Consider the following 20,665-nt stretch of genomic DNA (forward strand, 5'->3'; position numbering starts at 1 on the left):
GCCTACGATGAGGGCGTGACTGCCGAGATCATCGCGACCCTCATCACCGCCGTCCTGCTCGTCGTGGGGTGCCTCGGCATCGTGGTGCCGGTCCTGCCGGGCTCCATCCTGATCGTGGTCGGGCTGCTCGTCTGGGCGCTCACGGTCCAGGCCGTCGAGGGCTGGACCGTGCTGGCCCTCGGCTCGGCGCTGGCGATCGCCGGGATGGCCGCGAGCGCCGTGCTCACCGGGACCCGGCTCAAGCGCCGGCAGATCCCCAACCGCTCCCTCCTCTACGCCGCCGCCGGCGCGGTCGTGGGGCTGTTCGTCATCCCCGTGGTGGGGATCTTCGTGGGGTTCTTCGTGGGCCTGCTCCTGAGCGAGACCGCCCGCCGGCGCGACCTGCGGGCGGCGCTGGACGCCAGCTGGGCGGGACTCAAGGCGGCCGGCCTGGGGATCGTCGTGGAGTTCGCGTGCGCGCTCGCCGCCTCCACGGTGTTCGTGCTGGGCGCGCTGGTCCTGTTCACGACCGCCTGAGACCGAGCCGGCCCCGGGGACGTCCCGCAACACGCCGGGGGCCCGGACACGCTCGGTGTCCGGGCCCTCGGCGTCCTGCGGCGGCTCAGTGCTCCGCGGCGGCTCGGTGCTCCGCGGCGGCTCAGCGCCAGGGCAGGGGGACCACCTCGGCGTCCTGCCCGGCGGCCACGCCGTCCGGCGGGACCACGATGATGACGTCCGCGTGCGCGAGCCCGCGCAGCATGTTCGCGCCGACCCGGTCCCGGGGGGAGACCGTCCCGTCCCGGAGGTAGCCGGGCACCAGGGCGGTGACCTTCTGGCCCGGCAGGTCCTCGGCCGCGGGCAGGGTGCGGGTGGCCGGGGGCTGGTCGCCGTGCAGCTTGGCCAGCAGCGGCTCGGCCACCGTGAAGATGCTGGTCATCGCGGCCAGCGGATTGCCCGGCAGGCCGACGACGAAGGGGCCGTCCTCGGGCAGCCGCGCCAGGAACGTGGGGTGCCCCGGACGCTGGGCGAGGCCGTCGAGCAGGAAGACCGCGCCGAGCTCCAGGAGCGCCGAGCGGACGTGGTCGGCGTCGGAGTGCCCGGTCCCCCCGGTGGTGATGACCACCTCGGTGCGGGCGTCGAGCACCGACCCCATGCCGGAGGGCGCCTCGGTCAGGGCGGAGAGCATCGCCTTGGCGGTGTCCTCGACGCGCCGGAGCTGGTCCACGGACCCGCCCAGCATCTCCACGAACGTGGGCAGCTGGGGGCCGAAGGCGTCCCGCACCTGGCCGGGCTCGGGGATCCCGTCCTCGACGACCTCGCTGCCGGTGAGCAGGATGGTCACGCGCGGACGGCGGCGGACCGGGAGCATGTCGTGGCCGCTGACGGCGGCGAAGGCGATGTGCGCCGGGTTGAGCAGGCACTCGGCGTGCAGGATGACGTCCCCGGCCGCCACCTCCTCGCCGGTGCGGCGGATGTTCTGCCCGTAGGGGATGTCCTCGGCCGAGGGGGCGTGGGCCGCGATCGTGAGCACGGTCCCCTCCTCGGACAGGTGCGCGAACTCGTCCCGGAGCACGGCCCGGGCCCCGGCCGGGACGAGTCCGCCGGTGACGATGCGGGTGGCCTCGCCCGGCTCCAGGTTGAGCACCGGGCGGTAGAGCTCCTTCGGCGGGATGGTCAGCATCTTGCGGGGGTCCGTCTCCACGGGCTCGGGGAAGACCACCGTCCACGGCTGGGGGCCGGCCACGGCGTAGCCGTCCATGGCGGAGGAGGCGTAGTGCGGGACCGGGATCGGGGCGGTGACGTCCTCGGCCAGGACCTCGCCGAGCGCCTCCTGCAGGGGCAGCCAGTGACTGGGCAGCGCGGTGGCGATCTCGTAGGAGAACTGCCGCGCCCGGTGCCAGTCGGCGTCGTGGATGGCCTCGACCTCCTCCGCGGCGGTCTCGGGCGTGCCGCTGTCGTCCTCGATGACGGGCAGCGCGTGCGTGTAGGGGCTGTTGGTGTCGTGGGGCAGGGGCAGTCCGGACATCAGTTCTCCTCGGGGGTTCGGCGTGCGTCGGGGACGAGTCCGTCGACGGTCTGCAGGGCGCGCGCCAGGGCGCGGTGCTCGTCCTCGCCCGCGGCCACGGCGCGGGCCACGTGGTAGCCGAGCAGGTAGGCGGTGGGCGGGACGGCAGGGCGCACGGTGCCGTGGGCGATCCTGCCGGTGAGGCCCAGCACCTCGTCCACGGGGAGGTCGGCGTCGGGCACGTCCAGGGCTCCGCGCACCGTCGCGATCCACCGCTCCAGGATCTCGTTCTCGGACGGGCTCAGGTCCTCGGGCATGCGCCGCTCCTCCCGGGCGGTGGGGCCGCCCGCTCGTGGTCAGGTCAGGTGGTGCCTCTGCACATCGTCCCACGTATCGACGTCCGCGGTGGCGTCCTGGGGCACGGTGACGTCCCGCAGCGGGAGGTCGCGCACGAAGGAGAACACGGAGCGGTCCGCGGCGTCCTGCCCCGCGTACGCCGCGCGCAGCACGTCGCTGCGGTAGAGGGCGGCGAGGGGCTGGCGGTGGCCGCCGGGCGGGACGCAGACGTAGCCGGCGGCGTCGGGGCCGGTCCGGGCGGCCTCCAGCAGGAGGGGCACGGCCCGCGACACCCCGGGCATGTCGCAGGCCAGCGTCATGGTCCAGTCCGCGCCGGGCAGGCGGTCCAGGGCGCGCAGCCCGGCAGCGATGCCCGCGGCCGGTCCGGAGAACGGCGGGTCCTCACGGGTCCGCAGCACGCCCTCGGGAACGGAGGGGTCCGGGGGTCCGACGACGACGACGCCCGCCGCCTCCCGGACCGCGTCCAGCGTGAGCTCCAGGAGGGTGCGTCCCGCCCGCCGCAGCCGGGCCTTGGACCGTCCGCCCAGGCGGGCGGAGCGGCCGCCCGCCAGGACCACGGCGTGGAAGACCGGGGCCGGGCCCGGGGCGCTCACGCGCTCACCCGCCCGAGAAGGGCGGCAGGACGTCGAGCACCCCGTCGGCCGGGACCATGCTCCCGGGATCGGGGCAGGCCACGCCGTCGAGCAGGAAGCTCGACCGGGCCAGCACCTCCGCCAGCGGGGGCTGCCCGGGCGGGGGCTCGGGGTGGGCCCGGACCAGCAGGGCCTCCACGTCCCGGCGGGTGCAGGGCCGGTCGGCGGGGGTCTCCAGGGTCTCGGCGTCGGTGCCGGCCGCGGCGCGGGCGGCGGCGAAGTAGCGGATCAGCACTCCGGCTCAGCCCCCGATCGCGCTCATCGAGCGCTCGGGCTGGACGTAGTCGGCGGAGTCCAGGCCCACGTGGTCCATGCCGTGGGCAGCTGGCTTGAGCCACATCGCGGCCCGCCAGCGGTCGGCGAGCTCGGCGTCGGTCGCACCCGCCCGGAGCAGGGGCAGCAGGTCGAACTCCTCGTGCGAGAAGAGGCAGGACCGGATCCGGCCCTCGGCCGTGATCCGGGTCCGCTTGCAGTCGGCGCAGAAGGGCTCCGTCACGGAGGCGATGACGCCCACGGTGCCCAGCGGCGCGTCCTCGGCGTCGGCGGGGGCCGCCGGGCCGTCCGCGGCGGGGCGCACGTCCCAGAGCTCGGCCGGGGCGCCGTCGCGCCGGCCCGGGTGCGGGGACAGCCGGAACCGGGTGCCCAGCCGGTCACGGATCTCGGCGGCGGTGACCATGTCCGCCCGGGTCCAGCCGTGGTCGGCGTCCAGGGGCATCTGCTCGATGAACCGCAGGGCGAAGCCGCGCTCGAGCGCCCACGCGAGCAGCTCCGGGGCCTCGTGGTCGTTGACCCCGCGCATCAGCACGGCGTTGATCTTCACCGGGGCCAGGCCCGCGGCGGCCGCGGCCTCGGCGCCGGCCAGGACGTCCGCGAGGCGGTCGCGGCGGGCCAGGAGCTTGAAGGTCTCCGCGCACAGGCTGTCCAGGGAGATGTTCACCCGGGTCAGTCCCGCCTCCGCCAGGGCCTGGGCGCGGGCGGCCAGGCCGATGCCGTTCGTGGTCAGGGACAGCGGCAGCTCGGGGTGCGCCGCCCGCACCCCCGCCACGATCTCCTCGAGGTCGCGGCGGACCAGGGGCTCCCCGCCGGTCAGGCGCAGCTCGGCGATCCCGAGCTCCCGGACGCCCACGCCGACGAGCCGGACGATCTCGTCCGCGCTCATGAGCTGCGCGGCGGGCAGCCAGGGGAGGCCGTCCGCGGGCATGCAGTAGGTGCAGCGCAGATTGCACTTGTCGATGACCGACAGCCGCATGTCGGTGGCGCGGCGGCCGTGGCGGTCCACGAGCCCCGCCTGTCGTGGCGCGCCGCTCGGCGCCGGTCCGGCACTGCGGATCTGCGGGAATCCCAGGGAAACGCTCATGTCACCGCCTCGGTGGTTCCGCCGGCGCGCAGGGTGTCGGCGCGCCGGGATGGTCCGCCCAGTGTAATCAGACCCCAGCATGCTGAGAATGCCCCCGGCTCCGTCCGGCGTCATGCCGGCTCCGGCGGGGCCTGCGCGTCCAACTGGGCGAGGGCGCCCGTCCACCGGGTCTCCCGCTCGGCGGGCGACTGCTCCCACCACGGCGTGCCGCGCTCGCCCAGGCCCAGTTTCGCGAGCCCCACCCGGTCCCGCACGGCCCGCAGCTCCTCCTCCGTGCCGTGCCGCCGCACCGTGCGGACGGCCGCGCGGGCCCGGCCCAGGTGGGATCTCAGCCGGGCCGCGACGTCCGGGGGCAGCGCGGGGTCCTGCCGCCGCCACCGCCGCCCGTCCACCACGATCCACCGGCCGTCCGGCGTGTGCTCCACGTCCCGTCGCGTCATGGCCCCGATCCTGCCAGGGCGGGCCCGTCCCGGCACCTACGCTGGAGGGATGAGCAGGCACGCGCAGCACCCGGTCCGCAGCGTCGACGAGCACCGCCGTGCGGTCACGGACGCCCTGCGCGGCCTCCGGCCCCGGACGGAGAGCGTCCCCCTGGAGTCCGCGCCGGGCCGGGTCCTGGCCGCGGACCTCGTGGCGGCCCTGAGCCTGCAGCCCTTCGACAACTCGCAGATGGACGGTTTCGCGATCCGTGCCGCCGACAGCCGGGCGGCGCCGGGGGAGGACGGGCGCACGCCGTTCGTCGTCGTCGCCCCCGTGCCCGCCGGCCACGTCCCCGGCCCGCTGGCTCCCGGGGAGGCGGCCCCCGTCATGACCGGAGCGCCGATGCCGCCCGGTGCGGACGCGGTGGTGCCCGTCGAGGAGTCGCTGCCGGGAAGCTTCCCGGCGGCGGGGACGCTCCTGCGGCTCCCGGCGGGCCAGCCGGCCGGGCGGTTCGTCCGGCGGGCGGGGGAGGACGTGGCCGCGGGGGACACGGCGCTGGTCGCGGGGCAGCGGCTCACGCCCGCCCGGATCGGTCTCGCCGCCGCCCTGGGGTGCGCGGAACTGACCGTGCGCGCCCGCCCCCGGGCCGTGCTCTACACGACGGGCGACGAGGTCGTGACGCCCGGCGCCGTGCGCGGCCCCGCCCAGATCTTCGACGCGAACGCGGCGATCCTGCGCGCCCAGCTGGCCGAGGCGGGCGTGGAGGTGATCGGCGCCCACCTGGTCCCCGACGACGCCGACGCCTTCGCGGCACGCCTGGCCGAGGACACGGCGCGGCGGCCCGACTTCTTCGTCTCCTCCGGCGGGGTCAGCGAGGGCGCCTACGAGGTGGTGCGGCAGGTGCTGGAGCCCCACGGCGAGTTCGGGCACGTCGCGATGCAGCCCGGCGGGCCCCAGGGTCTCGCGGCACCCGGCGGCGTGCCCTTCGTCTGCCTGCCGGGCAACCCGGTCAGCACCCTCGTGTCCTTCGAGATGTTCCTCCGCCCCGCCCTGACCGAGGCCGTGGGGGCCCCGGCGCCGCGGGCCCGCGCCACGGGGCCCCTCGCGGAGGCCGTCCGGCCGCTGCCCGGCCGGACGCAGGTGCGCCGGGCGGTCTGGGACGGCGCCACGGTGCGGATGGCGGGCGGGCCGGGCTCCCACCTGCTGGCCGCGGCCGCCCGGGCCAACGCCCTCGCGCTCGTGCCGGCGGGCGGGGCGGAGCTGCCGGCGGGGACCCTGGTGAAGCTGCTGCTGCTGGAGTGAGCCGCCCGCGCGAGCGACCTGCGGCAGGACGGGACGGCTCCGGCCGGGCCCGGGGGCGCCGCGGCGGTGTCGCCGCCGCTCGTTAGACTGGTCCGCGCCCCGACCGGACGATCGCACAGAACAGGTCCCCATGACGTCCCTGCTCGCCCCGCTGCTCCTCGCCGCCACCGCCGTGATCCAGGCGCTCGGCCGCTACGAGTACCACCAGAACGGCATCACCGTGGTGGGCCAGATGCTCTTCCCCATCTTCTTCGCCGTCCTGGCGGTCTTCCTCGCCCGCCGCGGCGAGCGGGGCTCCTTCGGCACCGCGCACCTCGGGCTGCTCGTGGTCGGCGCCGTCCTGTTCGTGCTCACCCTGGTCGGCTGGAACGGCACCGTCCCCCAGCTCTACCCCTCCGTGTGGATCTACTACGCGGCGTTCGCGCTGCTCGCGGTCCAGGCCGCGCTGCGCATCGCGGGGACCCCGGGACGCCGGCGCGGGGACGCCCCGGCCGAGGACCCCGCCGCGCGGGACTGAGCCGCTACAGGGCGGTCTCGGCCCCGCCGACGCGTTCCAGCACCAGTTCCGCCAGCTCCCCGGCCCGGGTCTCCGGCAGCCAGTGGCCGGCGTCCAGCTCCACGAACCGGTAGGGTCCCCGGACCTGCTCGGCCGTCAGCTCCGCGGCCCGCCGGCCCAGGGCGGGGTCCCGGCTGCCCCACACGTACGTGGTCGGGACGTCGACCGGCGCGCTGCGCAGCCGGGACAGCGGCAGGGCGCGGTACCAGTTCAGGGCCCCGGTGAGCGCGCCCGGCTCCCGCATCCGGGCCGCGTAGCGGGCGGCCTCCGCCGCGGGCAGACCGGAACGGCGCAGCAGGTCCTCGAGGCGCGGGCCGAGCAGCGCCTCCGGGAGCCGGGGCAGCTGGAAGGCCCCGACGTAGGTCGAGCGCAGCGCCTGCGACGAGCGCGTCAAGGAGCGTGCCAGGGCCCGCGGGTGCGGGACCGAGGCCACCGTCAGGGAGGCGACCCGCTCCGGGCGGTGGCCCGCGAGGGCCCACGCCACGATCCCGCCCCAGTCGTGGCCGACGACGTGCGCCCGCTCCGGTCCGGCGGCGTCCAGCACCGCCACGGCGTCCTGGACGAGCAGCTCGAGCCGGTAGGCGCGGCGCCCCCGGGGCCGCGCCCCGGGGGCCAAGCCCCGCTGATCGGGCACGAGCGTGCGCAGCCCCGCGCGCCGCAGCACGGGCGCGACCCCGGACCAGCACGTGCCGTCCTGCGGGAAGCCGTGCAGCAGCAGCACGGGCTCCCCGTCCGGGGGCCCGTCGTCGCGCACGTCGAGGCGCACATCGGGGCGCACGTCGGGGTGCACGCCGGGTCGGAGGTCGCCAGGAGTGCGGAGGGTCGGTCGGTCCATCCGGCCAGGCTAGCCCCGGCCGGCGCCCGTCCGCGCGACGGCCGGGGCTCGGTCATCCCCTTTCCGCCGAGAAAAACAAGGGTGCCGGAATTCTTGACGGAAAATGAATTCTGAACTTGATGCGTCATGAATTCTTTTTCACCGAATCGCCGTTTATTGGTCCACAAGAAAATCCTAATTCAGAATGCTGAATTCGATAGGTTGGCACCATGGTTGCCAGCTCCGTTCCGCCGGGCACCGATGGCCCCGCGTCCAACGCCCTGCTCAAGCTCGGGAAGTTCTTCACCCGCTGGGAGGAGTCGCCGGACGGCCGCGCCGTCTACCGCGAGGGCGGGCGGGCCGGGGACGCCTTCTACCGGAACCGGTGGAGCCACGACAAGGTGGTCCGCTCCACGCACGGGGTGAACTGCACGGGCTCGTGCTCGTGGAAGGTCTACGTCAAGGACGGGATCATCACCTGGGAGGCGCAGGAGACCGACTACCCCTCGGTGGGTCCCGACCGCCCGGAGTACGAGCCCCGCGGCTGCCCCCGCGGCGCGGCCTTCTCCTGGTACACCTACTCGCCGACCCGGGTCCGCTACCCGTACGTCCGCGGGGTGCTGCTGGAGATGTACCGCGAGGCCAAGGAGCAGGTGGGCGGGGACCCCGTGCTCGCCTGGCAGGCGGTCGTGGGCGACCCGGAGAAGCGCCGGGCCTTCCAGCAGGCCCGCGGCAAGGGCGGGCTGGTGCGCTCGAGCTGGCAGGAGGCCCTCGAGATGACCGCCGCCGCCCACGTGCACACCGTGAAGACCTACGGGCCCGACCGGTGCACCGGGTTCTCCCCGATCCCGGCGATGTCCATGGTCTCCCACGCCGCGGGGGCCCGGTTCATCAACCTCATCGGCGGCGTGATGAACAGCTTCTACGACTGGTACGCGGACCTCCCCGTGGCCAGCCCCCAGGTCTTCGGCGACCAGACGGACGTCCCGGAGTCCGGCGACTGGTGGGACGCGACCTACCTCATGATGTGGGGCTCCAACGTCCCGGTCACGCGCACCCCGGACGCGCACTGGATGGTCGAGGCCCGCTACCGCGGCACGAAGGTCGTCTCCGTGAGCCCCGACTACGCGGACAACACCAAGTTCGCCGACGAGTGGCTGCCGGCCCAGGCCGGCACGGACGCCGCCCTGGCGATGGCGATGGGCCACGTGATCCTGCGGGAGAACTTCGTGGCGCGGCGGGTGCCGTTCTTCGAGGACTACGTCCTGCAGTACACGGACCTGCCCATGCTCGTCACCCTCGACGAACGTGAGGACGGCACCGTGGTGCCCGGCAAGTTCGTCACCGCCGCGGACCTGGGCGGGGGCGAGGCCAAGGCCTCCGACGCGGCGTTCAAGACCGTGCTGATCGACCGCGACGCCGGCACGCCGGTGGTCCCCCACGGGTCCATGGGCTTCCGCTACAACGACCAGGACGAGGGGAAGTGGAACCTCGACCTGCAGGGCGTGCGCCCGGCGCTCTCGCTCGCGGACGCCTCCTCCTACCAAGGTTCCGTGAGCGCGGTGCACCTCCCCGCCTTCACCGACGCCACGGGGGAGGGCTCGGTGCTGCGCCGCGGTGTTCCCGTCACCGAGGTCGCCGGGCGGAAGGTCACCACGGTCTTCGACCTGATGCTCGCCCAGTACGGTGTGGGCCGCGAGGGCCTGCCGGGGGACTGGGCGGCCGGGCTCGACGACGTCGCGACCCCCTACACCCCGGCGTGGCAGGAGGAGATCACCTCGGTCCCGGCCCAGGCCGTGATCCGCACCGCCCGCGAGTTCGCGGCCAACGCGGAGAAGTCCGGCGGCCGGTCGATGATCATCCTGGGCGCCGGCATCTGCCAGTGGTACCACGGGGACGTCACGTACCGGGCGATCCTCGCGATGCTCATGCTGTGCGGGTGCCAGGGCCGCAACGGCGGCGGGTGGGCGCACTACGTGGGCCAGGAGAAGGCCCGCCCCATCACGGGCTGGGCCGCGATGGCCGCCGCCACCGACTGGACCCGCCCGCCCCGGTTCATGATCGGCACCGCGTTCTGGTACATGCACACCGACCAGTGGCGCTCCGACGGCTACTCGTCCGACTCCCTCCAGTCGCCCCTGGCGGAGGGCCACCTGAAGGGCATGCACACCGCGGACGTGATCGCGAAGTCCACCCGGATGGGCTGGATGCCGTTCTACCCGCAGTTCGACCGCAACTCCCTCGACGTCGCGGACCTCGCCGCCGAGGGCGTGGCCCGGGGGGAGGCCCCCGCCGAGGCGCAGTGGGTCGCGGACCGGCTGAAGTCGGAGGAGCTGCGCTTCGCCGTCGAGGACGTCGACGCCCCCGAGAACTGGGCCCGCACCCTGGTGCTGTGGCGCTCCAACCTGCTGGGGTCCTCCGCGAAGGGCGAGGAGTACTTCCTCCGGCACCTCCTCGGCACCCACCACAACGTCATGGGCCAGGACCACTCCGCGTCCCGGCCGAAGGACGTGGCCTGGCACGAGGAGGCGCCCGAGGGCAAGCTCGACCTGCTGGTCTCCGCGGACTTCCGGATGACGAGCTCCACCCTGCTCTCCGACGTCGTCCTCCCCGCCGCCACCTGGTACGAGAAGTACGACCTGTCCTCCACGGACATGCACCCGTACGTGCACGCGTTCACCCCGGCGATCAACCCGCCGTGGGAGGCCAAGACCGACTACGAGCTGTTCCGGCTGCTCTCCGAGGAGTTCTCCCGGCAGGCGCGGACCCACCTGGGGGTGCGCAAGGACCTCGTGGCCACCGCGCTGACCCACGACACCCCCGGGGAGATCGCCCAGCCCGGCGGGCACGCGCCCGACTGGAAGCACACCGACCTGCCGGCCGTGCCGGGCAGGAACCTGCCGAACCTCAAGGTCGTGGAGCGGGACTACACCGCGATCGGGGACAAGTTCTCGGCGGTGGGGCCCCTGGCCGAGCAGCTGGGCTTCACCACGAAGCACATCACCTACGACGTCTCCCGCCAGGTGGACCAGCTGGCCCGCCTGCACGGGGTCTTCGACTCCGGGGCCGCCGCGGGCCGCCCGGCCGTGGACACCGACGCGCGGATGGCGGAGGCGATCCTGCTCTTCTCGGGCACCACGAACGGGGAGCTCGCCGTGCAGGGCTTCGAGACCCTCGAGAAGCGCACCGGGGTGGAGCTCGCGGACCTCGCCCGCGGCTCCGAGGAGAAGCGGATCAGCTTCGCCGACACCCAGGCCGCCCCGGTCCCGGTGATCACGTCCCCCGAGTGGTCCGGCTCGGAGACCGGCGGGCGGCGCTACGCCCCGTTCACGGTCAACATCGAACGGCTCAAGCCCTTCCACACCCTCACCGGGCGGATGCACTTCTTCCTGGACCACGACTGGATGAAGGACATGGGCGAGACCCTGCCCATCTACCGCCCGCCCCTGGACATGCACCGGCTCTTCGGCGAGCCGCAGCTCGGGGAACGGGGGGAGCTGTCCGTCGCCGTGCGGTACCTGACCCCCCACAACAAGTGGTCGATCCACTCGGAGTACCAGGACAACCTGTTCATGCTCTCCCTCTCCCGCGGGGGCACCACGGTGTGGATGAGCCCCCAGGACGCCGCGCTGATCGAGGTCTCCGACAACCAGTGGGTCGAGTGCGTCAACACCAACGGCGTCTACGTGGGCCGGGCCATCGTCAGCCACCGCATGCCGGCCGGCGTGGTCTACGTCCACCACGCCCAGGAGCGCACCATCGACGTGCCGAAGTCCGAGGCGACCGGTCGCCGCGGCGGGATCCACAACTCGGTCACGCGCATCCTCGTCAAACCCACCCACATGATCGGCGGCTACGCGCAGCTGTCCTGGGCCTTCAACTACCTCGGGCCCACCGGCAACCAGCGCGACATCGTCTCCGTGGTCCGCAAGCGCTCCCAGGAGGTCCAGTACTGATGCGAGTCATGGCCCAGGTCGCCATGGTGATGGCGCTCGACAAGTGCATCGGGTGCCACACCTGTTCGGTGACGTGCAAGCAGGCGTGGACGAACCGCGCCGGCACGGAGTACGTGTGGTTCAACAACGTGGAGACCCGTCCCGGGCAGGGCTATCCCCGCCGGTACGAGGACCAGGAGAAGTGGAAGGGCGGCTGGGAGCTCAACCGCCGCGGCAACCTCAAGCTCAGGTCGGGCGGGCGCTGGGCGAAGCTCGCGGGACTGTTCGCCAGCCCCGTCCAGCCGGAGCTCAACGACTACTACGAGCCGTGGACCTACGACTACGAGACCCTGACCAACGCGCCCGCCGGCACCGACTTCCCCGTGGCCCGCCCCAAGTCCCTGATCACGGGGGAGGACACCAAGATCGAGTGGTCCGCCAACTGGGACGACAACCTCGGCGGCGTCACCGAGGCCGGCCACCTGGACCCGATCGTGGAGAAGGTGCGCCGCGAGTCCGAGGACCGGATCACGTTCGAGTTCGAGCAGACGTTCGCGTTCTACCTCCCGCGCATCTGCGAGCACTGCCTGAACCCCTCCTGCATGGCCTCCTGCCCCTCCGGCGCGATCTACAAGCGCACCGAGGACGGGATCGTGCTGGTGGACCAGGACCGCTGCCGCGGCTGGCGGCAGTGCGTCACCGGCTGCCCGTACAAGAAGATGTACTACAACCACAAGTCCGGCAAGGCCGAGAAGTGCACGTTCTGCTATCCCCGGATCGAGGTGGGCATCCCCACGGTCTGCGCGGAGACGTGCGTGGGCCGGCTGCGCTACATCGGCATCTTCCTCTACGACGCCGACCGGGTCACCGAGGCCGCCGCGACCCCGGACGAGCGGGACCTCTACGAGGCCCAGCTGGACCTCATGCTCGACCCGCACGACCCGGAGGTGGTCGCCGCGGCGCGCGCCGAGGGCATCCCCGAGGACTGGCTCGACGCCGCGCGCAGGTCCCCGGTCTACACCCTGGCCAAGGAGCTGCGGGTGGCGCTGCCGCTGCACCCGGAGTACCGGACGATGCCCATGGTCTGGTACGTCCCGCCGCTGTCCCCGGTCGTGGACCTGCTCAAGGACCAGGGGCACGACGGCGAGGACGCGGGCAATCTGTTCGGCGCCATCGAGTCGCTGCGCATCCCGGTCGAGTACCTCGCCGAGCTGTTCACGGCGGGGGACACGCAGATCGTCACGGACGTGCTGCGCAAGCTCGCGGCCATGCGCTCCTACATGCGGGACATCGCCCTCGGGGACCCCCCGGACGAGTCGATCGCCGAGGGCGTCGGGATGACCGGGTCCGAGATCCAGAAGATGTACCGGCTCATGGCCATCGCCAAGTACGACGAGCGCTACGTCATCCCCTCCGCCCACCTGGAGGACGCGCACAACCTCGAGGAGATCGGCTGCTCCCTCGACGTGGACGGCGGGCCCGGAATGGGCCAGACCGGCGTGTTCGGCGAGGCGTCAGGCCGCCCCACGCCCGTGGCCGTGGAGAACTTCAACGCCCTGCAGGCGCGGCAGACCGGCGAGTCCGCCACCGGGGAGCAGCAGATGGCCGGCCGAGTGAACCTGCTCAACTGGGACGGCAGAGGAGCGCCCGCGGGGCTGTTCCCGCCGCGCTCCGAGGACGGGGACCGGCCGTGAGCCTGCTGGAGAGGCTGCTGGGCAAGGCCGGCAAGGGCACTCTCGACCCCGGGGCCTGCACGGACCGGCACCCGCGGCGCAGCGCGGTGGCCCGGCAGGCCGCCGCCGTGCTGCTGGGCTATCCCGACCGCGAGCTGCTGGCGATGCTGCCCGTCCTGCGGGAGGCCCTCGAGGAGGTGGGCGCGCCCGTGCCCGAGGACCTCCTCGACTGGCTGCGCGCCCGCCCGCTCGACGCGGTGCAGGCCGACTACGTCCAGGAGTTCGACCTCTCCCGGCGGCACAGCCTGCACCTGACCTACTGGACCGACGGGGACACCCGGCGGCGGGGCGAGGCGCTCGCCGCGTTCAAGGAGGTCTACCGGTCCCACGGCGCACAGCTGGACGAGACCGAGCTGCCGGACTACCTGCCGCTCGTGCTCGAGTTCGCGGCGACGGTCTCCCCGGAGGACGGCTACGAGCTGCTCCAGCGCTATCGGCCGTCCCTCGAGCTGCTGCGGCTGGCGCTGCGCGACGACGGCCTGCCGTACCACGGCGTCGTCGCCCTCGTGTGCTCCACCCTGCCCGGGGTCTCCCCGGAGGACCGGGACGCCGCCCTGCGGATGGCCGGCTACGGTCCGCCCACGGAGTCCGTGGGCCTCGACCCGTACGATCCCCGGCTGCTGCCCGTCACCGAAAGGAACAGCGCATGACTGCCACCGCCGCGAGCCTGCTCGCGCCCGGGACCTCCCTCCCCCTCGAGGCGGCGGTCCCGGCCGCCGCCGGGACGGGGGTCGGCGACATCCTGCTCTGGGGCGTGCTGCCCTACGTCGTGCTCGCGATCGTGATCGGCGGCACCGTCTGGCGGTACAGGTACGACCAGTTCGGGTGGACCACGCGGTCCTCGCAGCTCTACGAGTCCCGCATCCTGCGCATCGCCTCCCCGCTGTTCCACTTCGGGATCCTCGCCGTGCTCGCGGGCCACGTCATGGGTCTGATCATCCCGAAGACCTGGACGGAGGCCGTGGGCGTCACCGAGGGGATGTACCACTTCCTGGCCCTGAGCATCGGGCTCGTGGCCGGCGTGGGCACGCTGCTCGGGATCGTCCTGCTCATCTGGCGCCGGCGCACCACCGGACCCGTGTTCATGGCGACCACCAAGAACGACAAGTTCATGTACATCATGCTCGTGGCCGCGTTGCTCACGGGGCTGGGCACCACCCTCATCTCGGTGTTCGACCACTCCGTGCCCGACTACCGCCAGACGGTCTCGCCGTGGTTCCGCTCGATCTGGATCCTGCAGCCGGACGTCGCCGCGATGACGGCCGCCGGGATCTCCTTCAAGGTGCACGCCCTGTGGGCCATGGGGCTCTTCGCCGTGTGGCCGTTCACCCGCCTGGTGCACGCGTTCACGGCGCCCGTGCACTACCTGTTCCGGCCGTACATCGTCTACCGCTCCCGGGACCACCGGTCCACCGGGTCCGTGCCGGTGCGCCGCGGCTGGGACCCCGTCGGGACCCAGGACCGGGACAGGAGCACCCACCGCAACCGCGCCGGCACCCGCCGCTGACCCCCGCCCCCGGACCCACGAGGACCGCCATGTCATCTTCGCCGCCCCATGCCTCCCCGGACACCGCGGCCCCGGACCTGCGGTCCGGCCAGCTGCGGAACCTGCTCCTCGCCACGCTGGCGTCCACGGCGGGCTTCTGGGCCTGGACGATCGTGGGCCCGCTGTCCAGGCGCTACGCGGAGCAGATGGAGCTCAGCTCCTCGCAGACCGCGCTGCTCGTGGCGATGCCGATCTTCGTCGGCTCCATCGCCCGGGTGCCCGTCGGCGCCCTCACGGACCGCTTCGGGGGACGGGTGATGTTCACGGCGATCCTCGCCCTGACCGCCCCGCTGGTGCTGCTCACCGCCCTCGTGGGACAGCTGGGCAGCTTCGTGCTGCTGCTGGTCGTGGCGTTCTTCCTCGGCATCGCCGGCACGGTCTTCGCGATCGGCATCCCGTTCTGCTCCGCGTGGTACGAGTCCCACCGCAAGGGCTTCGCCACCGGCGTCTTCGGCGCGGGCATGGCCGGCACGGCCGTCTCCGCGTTCGTCACCCCGCGCCTGGTGGCGGGCATAGGGTACGTGGGCGCCCACGCGGTCATCGCCGCGATCGTCGCGGCCATGGCCGTGGTGTGCTGGATCGGCCTGCGCGATTCCCCGGCCCGCGCCGGCGCCGTGCCGCAGCCGGTGCTGCCCCGGATCAAGCACGCCTTCACCCTGAAGGTGACCTGGCAGCTGTGCTTCCTCTACGGCGTGGTCTTCGGCGCGTTCGTGGCGTTCTCCAACTACCTGCCCACCTACCTGGACACCGTCTACGGCTTCGACGCCACCGCGGCCGGGACCCGCACCGCGGGCTTCGCCCTCGCGGCGGTGGTCGCCCGGCCGGTCGGCGGGATCCTCGCCGACCGGTTCGGCCCGAAGGTCGTCACCGTCACCTCGCTCGTCGGCACGGCGGTCCTCGCGATGGTCGTGGCGCTGCAGCCGATCCAGGAGGTCGCCTACGGGGCCACGTTCCTGGCCATGGCGGTGTTCCTCGGCCTGGGCACCGGCGGCGTGTTCGCGTGGGTGGGACGGGCCGCCCCGGCGAAGGACGTGGGCACGATCGGCGGCATCATCGCGGCCGCAGGCGGTCTCGGCGGCTACTTCCCGCCGCTCGTGATGGGCGCCACCTACGACGCCGAGAACAACAGCTACTTCGTGGGGCTGACCCTGCTGGCCGTGTTCGCGGTGGCCGCCCTGGTGCTCACCTTCACCGTGCGCAACGGGGGGAAGGTCGACGAGCGGTCCCGCGACTGAGGGCCGCCCGGGCACCGGTGACGGTGTCCGGGCGGCCCCCAGCGGCTCCGCGGGCCCGGGCTCACTCGTCCGGGCTCACTCGTCCGGGGAGTGCCGCGCCCCCGACAGCGGGGTGCGCCACACCTCCGGATCCGCGACCGGGAACCGGCGGCCCGTCACGAGCCCCGGCACGACCCGGACGAAGATGCCCTTGCGCCCCGCCTGCCACGGGAACAGCGGCAGGTCGAGGGTGTCCGTGAGCTCCTGGACCTGCCGGATGCGCTCGGCGCGGCCCTTGACCACCACGCTCCACGCCTTCCCGGAGGGCTCGTCGTACCCGTCGATCTCCACCGCCACGGGGACGTCGGTCAGGGCGCCCGCGATCTTCGTCCCCTCGGCCGAGCGGAAGACGAGGGTCCCGTGGTCCACCACGAAGTTGACCGGGAAGATGTCCGGGTGGTCCTCCACCCACACGGCGAGGCGGCCGACACCCGCGTTCCGCAGCAGCTCCCAGCAGCTGTTGACCGCCAGCTCCTCCACGTCGTGGCCGTGCGTGTCCGTCATCGTGTCCTCCGTCGTCGTCGCTGTCCCGGCCCGCTGCCGCGTGCTGGTCCTGGTGCTGGTCCTCGTGCTGGTCCTCGTGCTTCCGGCCACCGGGCTGCCCCGGCCCCTCACTCGAAGTCGGCGAGCCAGAGGTCCGGGCCGAACACCTCGTACTGGATGTCCCGGGCCGGGACGCCCCTGGCGATGAGCGCGCTGCGCACGGCCTGCATGAACGGCAGCGGCCCGCACAGGTAGTACTGCGCGTCGTGCGGCAGCTCCACGGTGCGCAGGTCCATGAACCCCTCGTGCTCGTTCTCGGCGCGCTCGCCGCTCGTCCGGGGCTGCTCGAACCAGGCCCGGAGGGAGCCGTCCTCCAGGGCGGCGAGGTCCTCCTCGATCTGCCCGCGCAGCGCGAACGTCTCCGGCGCGGTGTCCGCGTGCAGGAACTGCACCGTGCGCTGCGAGCCGTCCTTCACCAGGTGCGAGAGCATGCCCGCCATGGGGGTGACGCCGATGCCGGCGCTGGCCAGGACCAGGGGCCGGTCCGAGTACTCCAGGACCACGTCGCCGGAGGGCACCGACAGCACCACCTCGTCGCCCACCTGCACCCGGTCGTGCAGCAGGGTGGACATCTCGCCGGCCGGAGTGCCGTTGCCGCGCACCCGCTTGACCGCGAAGCGCCGGTGGTGGCCGTCGTCGGCGCGGGTCAGGCTGTACTGCCGGGGCTGCTGCACCCCGTCGGGCATCTCCATCCTCAGGGTCACGTACTGCCCCGGCAGGGACCGCTTCACCTCGCGCTCGTCGACGCGCTCCACCACGAAGGTCGTGACGTCCTCGGTCTCCGGGATCTTCTCGACCACCCGCCAGGTCCGCCAGACGGTCTCGGGGGAGAGCCGGACCGCGTCGTAGAGACCCCGCTCCTGGTTGATGAGCACGTTGGCCATCAGCCAGTAGACCTCGTCCCACGCCGCGGCGACCTCCGGGGTCACGGCGTCGCCCAGGACGTCCACGATGGCCCACATGAGGTTGTCGTGCACGATCTGGTACTGGTCCGGGTGCAGCCCCAGGGACACGTGCTTGTGCGCGATGCGGGAGAGCAGGTGGTCCGGCAGCTCGGTCGGCTTGTTCACCAGGTAGCCGGCGAAGGCGGCCACGGAACCGGCCAGCGCCTGCTGCTGGCGGCCGTCGGCCTGGTTGCCGCGGTTGAACAGCCCGTCCAGCAGCTCGGGGTGCTCCCCGAACATGTGCTGGTAGAAGCGCCGGGCGATCTCCTGGATGTTCTCCCCGACCACGGGGAGCGTGGCCTTCACCACGGGGTACGAGGTGTCTGACAGCACGGTGGGCTCCTTCACGAGCGCCGACGTCGTCGACGGCGCTCTGGTCGCGTCCCGTCAAGCTAGCACCGCACCGGGCGCCGTACCAGGACATGACACGGCGGCGCCCGGCCCGGTCGTGGGCCAGAATGGGAGGGACGCACCGACGGCAGAGGCGAAGGGGACCGGACCGACATGACCGACCAGCAGCAGGGCCTGACCCACGTCCGGGCGGACGGGTCCGCGCACATGGTGGACGTCTCGGACAAGGCCGTCACCACCCGCGAGGCCACCGCGACGGCCACGCTGCGCACCCGCCCCGACGTCGTCGAACAGGTCTTCGCCGCGGACCTGCCCAAGGGGGACGCCCTGCCGGTGGCCCGGGTGGCGGGGATCATGGCGGCCAAGAAGACCCCGGAGCTCGTCCCGCTGTGCCACCCCCTGCCGATCAGCAAGGTGACCGTGGACTTCGAGCGGCTCGCGGACGGCGTGCGGATCAGCGCGACGGTGCGGACCCGCGGGGTGACGGGCGTCGAGATGGAGGCGCTCACCGCGGCGGCGGTGGCCGCCCTGACGCTCTACGACATGATCAAGGCCGTGGACAAGCTCGCCGAGATCGAGCAGGTGAAGGTGCTCGCGAAGTCCGGCGGCAAGTCCGGGGACTGGGCGCGGACCGACGGGGACGCCGCATGAGGAGTGCCGCCGTCGTCGTCGCGTCGACCCGCGCGGCCGCCGGGGTCTACCCGGACCGGAGCGGGCGGATCGCCGCCGACTGGTTCGGCTCCCACGGCTTCGCGGTCGAAGGCCCCTTCGTGGTGGCCGACGGCGAGGACGTGCGCGCCGAGCTCCAGCGGCTGCTCGTGACCCGGGCCCCCGAGGACCGTCCCCGGGTGGTCGTCACCAGCGGGGGGACCGGCCTCGGCCCGGACGACCTCACCCCCGAGATGACCCGGCCCTTCCTGGACCGCGAGCTGCCCGGCATCATGGAGGCACTGTGGGCGGAGGGCCGGAGGACCACGCCCCTGGCGGTGCTCAGCCGCGGGCACGCCGGGGTCAGCGGCGCCACCTTCGTGGTCAACCTCCCCGGCTCCACCGGCGGGGTCCGGGACGGGCTGACGGTCCTCGAGCCGCTCCTCGACCACGTCTGCGACCAGCTCGAGGGCCACCGCGACCGCGGGCACGACGGCCCCCGCCACGACCCCCGCCACGACCCCCGAGCGCACGAGGAGACCGACCGATGAGCAGCCCCGGACCGATCCAGGCGGAGACCGCCGTGGTCGGCGCCTTCGTCACCGAGGAGCCCCTGGACCACGCCCGGGCCGTCGCGGCCGTGCAGGACGAGCGCACGGGCGCCGTGGTCTCCTTCAGCGGCGTCATCCGCGACCACGACGGCGGACGCCCCGTCACCAGCCTCGACTACACCTGCCACCCCGGCGCGGACCGGGCCATCCAGGACGTGGCCCGCCGGGTCGCCGAGGAGTTCCCCGGGGTGCGGATCTGGGCCGCCCATCGGGTCGGTCCGCTCGGGATCGGGGACTCCGCACTGGAGGCCGCCGTGGCCGCCGCGCACCGCAAGCTCGCGTTCGCCGCCTGTGACGCGCTCGTGGACCGGATCAAGACAGAGGTGCCCATCTGGAAGGAGCAGCTGTTCGCGGACGGCTCCACCGAGTGGGTCGGGCTGGACGCCTGAGCGCCGTGGACCTGCCCCCGCTCGTCGACCCCGCCCCGGAGCTCACCGGCGCCGAGCTGCGCCGCTACGCCCGCCACCTGACCGTCCCCGAGATCGGCGAGGAGGGCCAGCGGCGGCTCAAGAACGCCCGGGTGCTGTGCGTGGGCGCGGGCGGTCTCGGCTCCCCGGCCCTGCTCTACCTCGCCGCCGCGGGCGTCGGGACCCTCGGCGTGGTCGACGACGACGTCGTGGACGCCTCCAACCTGCAGCGCCAGGTGATCCACGGCGAGGGGACCCTCGGGGCGCCCAAGACCGCCTCGGCCGCCGCGCGGATCGCCGACCTCAACCCGCTGGTGCGCGTCGTGGAGCACCGCGTGCGGCTCACCGCGGGCAACGCGGAGGAGGTCCTCGCCGGGTACGACCTCGTCCTGGACGGCACGGACAACTTCGGGACCCGCTACCTCGTCTCCGACGCGTGCGAACTGACCGGTCTCCCGCACGTGTGGGGCTCGATCCTGCGCTTCGACGGCCAGTACTCGGTGTTCTGGGGCGCCCACGGGCCCACCTACCGCGACCTCTACCCCGTGCCCCCGGCACCGGGCACGGTGCCCAGCTGCGCCGAGGCCGGGGTGCTCGGCGTGCTGCCGGGCCTGCTGGGCACCGCCATGGCGGTCGAGGCCGTCAAGCTGGTCACCGGGATCGGCACCACGATGCTCGGCCGGGTCGCCACCTACGACGCCCTGTCGGCGCGCTGGTGGGAGATCCCGCTCTCGCCCACGCCGGGCCGCGCGCCCGTGACCACCCTGACGGCGGCCGGCGACGACGGCGCGCCCGCCTGCCCGGCGCCCCGCTCCGTCACGGGCCCGGAGGACGTCCCGACCGTGACGGCCCGCGAGCTCGAGGCGCTGCTGGCGGCGCGGGCGCGCGGCGCGGCGGACTTCGAGCTCGTCGACGTCCGGGAGCCCTACGAGGCCCGGCTCGCGGCGATCCCCGGCGCGCGGCTGGTCCCGCTGGGGCAGTTCGAGTCCGGGGAGGCCTTCGCGCGGATCGCCCCGAACCGCCGGGTGCTGCTGCACTGCAAGGCCGGGGCGCGCTCCGAGCGGGCCCTGCGGCTCCTGGTGGCCTCGGGGCACCCCGACGTCGCGCACCTCGAGGGCGGGGTGCTGGCGTGGATCGACCAGGTGGACCCGTCCCAGCAGCCCTACTGACCCGGTCCCGCTCCCCGGGTCCCGGCCCGGAGCGCCCGGCATCGGGCGCGGGGGCAGGTCCGGCGGACAGGACGTAGGCTGA

21 protein-coding genes are annotated in these 20,665 nt (G+C 73.7%); 12 read left to right on the forward strand and 9 right to left on the reverse strand.

Annotation, left to right across the window (positions count from 1 at the left end):
- Nucleotides 1-15 precede the first annotated feature (15 nt).
- Nucleotides 16-516, forward strand: a complete 501-nt coding sequence (locus tag Q0817_RS01605) for a DUF456 domain-containing protein (RefSeq protein WP_298583207.1) — start codon at nt 16-18, stop codon at nt 514-516.
- 121 nt (nt 517-637) lie between these two features.
- Here the strand turns inward: Q0817_RS01605 and Q0817_RS01610 are convergent, their stop codons facing one another.
- From Q0817_RS01610 to Q0817_RS01635, 6 genes are all read right to left on the reverse strand, one after another.
- Complete coding sequence (locus tag Q0817_RS01610) at nt 638-2,005, reverse strand: molybdopterin molybdotransferase MoeA (RefSeq protein ID WP_298583209.1); 1,368 nt, start codon at nt 2,003-2,005, stop codon at nt 638-640.
- Entirely contained in the window at nt 2,005-2,301 is a 297-nt protein-coding gene (locus tag Q0817_RS01615; protein ID WP_298583210.1) for a DUF6457 domain-containing protein, read from the reverse strand. The genes Q0817_RS01610 and Q0817_RS01615 overlap by 1 nt, the downstream gene beginning before the upstream one ends.
- 39 nt (nt 2,302-2,340) lie before the next feature.
- On the reverse strand, nt 2,341-2,934 hold the full coding sequence (locus tag Q0817_RS01620; protein WP_298583212.1) for a molybdenum cofactor guanylyltransferase: 594 nt from the start codon (nt 2,932-2,934) through the stop codon (nt 2,341-2,343).
- Between the two features lie 4 nt (nt 2,935-2,938).
- Nucleotides 2,939-3,208, reverse strand: a complete 270-nt coding sequence (locus Q0817_RS01625) for a MoaD/ThiS family protein (RefSeq protein WP_298583214.1) — start codon at nt 3,206-3,208, stop codon at nt 2,939-2,941.
- A gap of 6 nt (nt 3,209-3,214) precedes the next feature.
- A complete protein-coding gene (moaA, locus tag Q0817_RS01630) occupies nt 3,215-4,330 on the reverse strand; it encodes a GTP 3',8-cyclase MoaA (protein WP_298583216.1) in 1,116 nt (371 codons plus the stop codon).
- Between the two features lie 110 nt (nt 4,331-4,440).
- Entirely contained in the window at nt 4,441-4,770 is a 330-nt protein-coding gene (locus Q0817_RS01635; RefSeq protein WP_298583218.1) for a biopolymer transporter Tol, read from the reverse strand.
- A gap of 49 nt (nt 4,771-4,819) precedes the next feature.
- Between Q0817_RS01635 and glp the strand changes: the two genes are divergently transcribed.
- Together glp and Q0817_RS01645 are read left to right on the forward strand one after the other, a co-directional pair.
- Entirely contained in the window at nt 4,820-6,052 is a 1,233-nt protein-coding gene (glp, locus tag Q0817_RS01640; RefSeq protein ID WP_298583219.1) for a gephyrin-like molybdotransferase Glp, read from the forward strand.
- A 130-nt stretch (nt 6,053-6,182) separates the two neighbouring features.
- On the forward strand, nt 6,183-6,569 hold the full coding sequence (locus tag Q0817_RS01645; protein WP_298583220.1) for a hypothetical protein: 387 nt from the start codon (nt 6,183-6,185) through the stop codon (nt 6,567-6,569).
- Nucleotides 6,570-6,573: 4 nt separating this feature from the next.
- On the opposite strand, the gene Q0817_RS01650 is transcribed toward Q0817_RS01645, so the two are convergent.
- Nucleotides 6,574-7,443: an alpha/beta fold hydrolase gene (locus tag Q0817_RS01650; protein ID WP_298583221.1), complete on the reverse strand. Its 870-nt coding sequence runs from the start codon at nt 7,441-7,443 to the stop codon at nt 6,574-6,576.
- Between the two features lie 209 nt (nt 7,444-7,652).
- On the opposite strand from Q0817_RS01650, the gene Q0817_RS01655 reads away from it, so the two are divergent.
- Genes Q0817_RS01655 through Q0817_RS01675 form a run of 5 tightly spaced genes read left to right on the forward strand, consistent with a single transcriptional unit; the run spans nt 7,653 to nt 15,871 of the window.
- On the forward strand, nt 7,653-11,378 hold the full coding sequence (locus Q0817_RS01655) for a nitrate reductase subunit alpha (protein ID WP_298583223.1): 3,726 nt from the start codon (nt 7,653-7,655) through the stop codon (nt 11,376-11,378).
- On the forward strand, nt 11,378-13,051 hold the full coding sequence (gene narH, locus Q0817_RS01660) for a nitrate reductase subunit beta (protein ID WP_298583225.1): 1,674 nt from the start codon (nt 11,378-11,380) through the stop codon (nt 13,049-13,051). Before Q0817_RS01655 ends, narH begins: the two co-directional genes overlap by 1 nt.
- Entirely contained in the window at nt 13,048-13,740 is a 693-nt protein-coding gene (gene narJ / locus Q0817_RS01665) for a nitrate reductase molybdenum cofactor assembly chaperone (protein WP_298583227.1), read from the forward strand. Before narH ends, narJ begins: the two co-directional genes overlap by 4 nt.
- The gene (narI, locus tag Q0817_RS01670; RefSeq protein WP_298583229.1) at nt 13,737-14,597 is read left to right on the forward strand and encodes a respiratory nitrate reductase subunit gamma; all 861 of its coding nucleotides are present in this window, start codon (nt 13,737-13,739) and stop codon (nt 14,595-14,597) included. Before narJ ends, narI begins: the two co-directional genes overlap by 4 nt.
- 29 nt (nt 14,598-14,626) lie before the next feature.
- Complete coding sequence (locus tag Q0817_RS01675) at nt 14,627-15,871, forward strand: MFS transporter (protein ID WP_298583230.1); 1,245 nt, start codon at nt 14,627-14,629, stop codon at nt 15,869-15,871.
- 75 nt (nt 15,872-15,946) lie between these two features.
- On the opposite strand, the gene Q0817_RS01680 is transcribed toward Q0817_RS01675, so the two are convergent.
- Nucleotides 15,947-16,414, reverse strand: a complete 468-nt coding sequence (locus tag Q0817_RS01680) for a pyridoxamine 5'-phosphate oxidase family protein (RefSeq protein WP_298583232.1) — start codon at nt 16,412-16,414, stop codon at nt 15,947-15,949.
- A 107-nt stretch (nt 16,415-16,521) separates the two neighbouring features.
- Nucleotides 16,522-17,730, reverse strand: a complete 1,209-nt coding sequence (locus Q0817_RS01685) for a globin domain-containing protein (protein WP_298583234.1) — start codon at nt 17,728-17,730, stop codon at nt 16,522-16,524.
- A 171-nt stretch (nt 17,731-17,901) separates the two neighbouring features.
- On the opposite strand from Q0817_RS01685, the gene moaC reads away from it, so the two are divergent.
- From moaC to moeB, 4 genes are read left to right on the forward strand one after another with little or no spacing between them, the layout of a single operon-like run.
- The gene (gene moaC / locus Q0817_RS01690) at nt 17,902-18,399 is read left to right on the forward strand and encodes a cyclic pyranopterin monophosphate synthase MoaC (RefSeq protein WP_298583235.1); all 498 of its coding nucleotides are present in this window, start codon (nt 17,902-17,904) and stop codon (nt 18,397-18,399) included.
- Nucleotides 18,396-18,947: a MogA/MoaB family molybdenum cofactor biosynthesis protein gene (locus tag Q0817_RS01695; RefSeq protein ID WP_298583237.1), complete on the forward strand. Its 552-nt coding sequence runs from the start codon at nt 18,396-18,398 to the stop codon at nt 18,945-18,947. Before moaC ends, Q0817_RS01695 begins: the two co-directional genes overlap by 4 nt.
- A complete protein-coding gene (locus tag Q0817_RS01700; RefSeq protein ID WP_298583239.1) occupies nt 18,944-19,396 on the forward strand; it encodes a molybdenum cofactor biosynthesis protein MoaE in 453 nt (150 codons plus the stop codon). The genes Q0817_RS01695 and Q0817_RS01700 overlap by 4 nt, the downstream gene beginning before the upstream one ends.
- Nucleotides 19,397-19,401: 5 nt before the next feature.
- The gene (gene moeB, locus Q0817_RS01705; RefSeq protein WP_298583241.1) at nt 19,402-20,583 is read left to right on the forward strand and encodes a molybdopterin-synthase adenylyltransferase MoeB; all 1,182 of its coding nucleotides are present in this window, start codon (nt 19,402-19,404) and stop codon (nt 20,581-20,583) included.
- The last annotated feature ends 82 nt before the right edge of the window (nt 20,584-20,665 follow it).

This window comes from uncultured Kocuria sp. (assembly GCF_947500125.1).
In the GTDB taxonomy this organism is placed as follows: domain Bacteria; phylum Actinomycetota; class Actinomycetes; order Actinomycetales; family Micrococcaceae; genus Kocuria.

Excerpts from the sequence above, each read along its gene's own strand:
- Q0817_RS01680 (WP_298583232.1), bottom strand. The coding sequence starts at position 16,414 with ATGACGGACACGCACGGCCACGACGTGGAGGAGCTGGCGGTCAACAGC.
- Q0817_RS01635 (WP_298583218.1), bottom strand. The coding sequence starts at position 4,770 with ATGACGCGACGGGACGTGGAGCACACGCCGGACGGCCGGTGGATCGTG.
- moaA (WP_298583216.1), bottom strand. The coding sequence starts at position 4,330 with ATGAGCGTTTCCCTGGGATTCCCGCAGATCCGCAGTGCCGGACCGGCG.
- glp (WP_298583219.1), top strand. The coding sequence starts at position 4,820 with ATGAGCAGGCACGCGCAGCACCCGGTCCGCAGCGTCGACGAGCACCGC.
- Q0817_RS01675 (WP_298583230.1), top strand. The coding sequence starts at position 14,627 with ATGTCATCTTCGCCGCCCCATGCCTCCCCGGACACCGCGGCCCCGGAC.
- Q0817_RS01615 (WP_298583210.1), bottom strand. The coding sequence starts at position 2,301 with ATGCCCGAGGACCTGAGCCCGTCCGAGAACGAGATCCTGGAGCGGTGG.
- Q0817_RS01650 (WP_298583221.1), bottom strand. The coding sequence starts at position 7,443 with ATGGACCGACCGACCCTCCGCACTCCTGGCGACCTCCGACCCGGCGTG.
- Q0817_RS01645 (WP_298583220.1), top strand. The coding sequence starts at position 6,183 with ATGACGTCCCTGCTCGCCCCGCTGCTCCTCGCCGCCACCGCCGTGATC.
- Q0817_RS01655 (WP_298583223.1), top strand. The coding sequence starts at position 7,653 with ATGGTTGCCAGCTCCGTTCCGCCGGGCACCGATGGCCCCGCGTCCAAC.
- narI (WP_298583229.1), top strand. The coding sequence starts at position 13,737 with ATGACTGCCACCGCCGCGAGCCTGCTCGCGCCCGGGACCTCCCTCCCC.
- Q0817_RS01700 (WP_298583239.1), top strand. The coding sequence starts at position 18,944 with ATGAGCAGCCCCGGACCGATCCAGGCGGAGACCGCCGTGGTCGGCGCC.
- Q0817_RS01695 (WP_298583237.1), top strand. The coding sequence starts at position 18,396 with ATGAGGAGTGCCGCCGTCGTCGTCGCGTCGACCCGCGCGGCCGCCGGG.
- narH (WP_298583225.1), top strand. The coding sequence starts at position 11,378 with ATGCGAGTCATGGCCCAGGTCGCCATGGTGATGGCGCTCGACAAGTGC.
- Q0817_RS01610 (WP_298583209.1), bottom strand. The coding sequence starts at position 2,005 with ATGTCCGGACTGCCCCTGCCCCACGACACCAACAGCCCCTACACGCAC.
- moaC (WP_298583235.1), top strand. The coding sequence starts at position 17,902 with ATGACCGACCAGCAGCAGGGCCTGACCCACGTCCGGGCGGACGGGTCC.